This window comes from Kitasatospora sp. NPDC094015, assembly GCF_040304075.1.
Taxonomy (GTDB): domain Bacteria; phylum Actinomycetota; class Actinomycetes; order Streptomycetales; family Streptomycetaceae; genus Kitasatospora.
Map to the genome: position 1 here is coordinate 1 of NZ_JBEOUL010000087.1, position 1,510 is coordinate 1,510.

The 1,510-nt window shown below is 72.7% G+C and carries 2 protein-coding genes; both read left to right on the top strand.

Features of this window, described 5'->3' with window-relative positions; all coding sequences use genetic code 11:
• Nucleotides 1-779: electron transfer flavoprotein subunit beta/FixA family protein (locus tag ABT014_RS34470; RefSeq protein ID WP_350643806.1), on the top strand; the 779-nt coding region annotated here is incomplete at its 5' end.
• A gap of 48 nt (nt 780-827) precedes the next feature.
• The coding region (locus ABT014_RS34475) for an electron transfer flavoprotein subunit alpha/FixB family protein (protein ID WP_350643808.1) at nt 828-1,510 on the top strand (683 nt) is incomplete at its 3' end.

Genomic DNA, 1,510 nt, shown 5'->3' on the forward strand with positions numbered 1-1,510 from the left:
TGAGGATCGTTGTCTGTGTGAAGTACGTGCCCGACGCGACCGGTGACCGTCGCTTCGCGGACGACACCACCACCGACCGGGAGGGCGTGGACGGCCTCCTGTCGGAGCTGGACGAGTACGGCGTCGAGCAGGCGCTGCGGATCGCCGAGGCCTCCGGCGACGCCGAGGTGACCGTCCTGACGGTGGGCCCGGACGACGCGAAGGACGCGCTGCGCAAGGCCCTGTCGATGGGCGCCGACAAGGCCGTCCACGTCAACGACGACGACATCCACGGCTCCGACGTGATCGCCACCTCCGCGATCATCGCCAAGGCCCTCGAGCACACCGGCTACGACCTCGTGGTCTGCGGCATGGCCTCCACCGACGGCACCATGGGCGTCCTGCCCGCCCTGCTCGCCGAGCGCCTCGACCTGCCCCAGGCCACCCTGCTCTCCGAGGTCACCCTCGAGGGCACCACGATCACCGGCCGCCGCGACGGCGACACCGCCACCGAGCAGATCCGGGCCACCCTGCCCGCCGTCATCTCGGTCACCGACCAGTCCGGCGAGGCCCGCTACCCCTCCTTCAAGGGCATCATGGCCGCCAAGAAGAAGCCCGTGCAGGCCCTGGACCTCGACGACCTCGGCATCGACGCCGACCAGGTCGGCCTCGCCGGCGCCTGGACCGCCGTCCAGGACGTCACCGCCCGCCCCGCCCGCACCGCCGGCACCATCGTCACCGACGACGGCGAGGGCGGCCGCAAGCTCGCCACCTACCTCGCCGAGCAGAAGTTCATCTAACCCACCCCGCCGCAGCGCACCCCACGACCGATCAGGAGCAACAACGACATGGCTGAGATCCTGGTGCTCGTGGACCACGCCGACGGTGTGGTCCGCAAGCCGGCCCTCGAACTCCTCACCCTCGCCCGCCGCCTCGGCGAGCCCACCGCCGTCCTCCTCGGCGCCGGCGACCACGCCACCGACCTCGCCGCGAAGACCGCCGAGTACGGCGCGGTCAAGGTCCACAGCGTCGACGCCCCCGAACTCACCGACCGGCTCGTCACCCCCAAGGTCGACGCGCTCACCCAGATCGCCCGCAGCACCGAACCCGCCGCGATCCTCCTCACCTCCTCCGGCGAGGCCAAGGAGATCGCCGCCCGCCTCGCCCTGCGCCTGGGCTCCGGCCTGATCACCGACGCCGTCGACCTCGAGGCCGGCGACGGTGCCCCGATCGCCACCCAGTCCGTCTTCGCCGCGTCCTACCAGGTGCGGTCCACCGTCACCCACGGCGCCCCGGTCATCACCGTCAAGCCCAACTCCACCACCCCCGAACCCGCCCCCGCCGCCGGCACCCTCCAGGCCGTCACCGTGACCTTCACCGGCAACGCCGCCACCGTCACCGCCCGCACCCCCCGCGTCTCCTCCGGCCGCCCCGAACTCACCGAGGCCGCCATCGTCGTCTCCGGCGGCCGCGGCGTCGGCGCCAAGGAAGGCTTCGGCGTCGTCGAGGACCTCGCCGACGCACTCGGCGC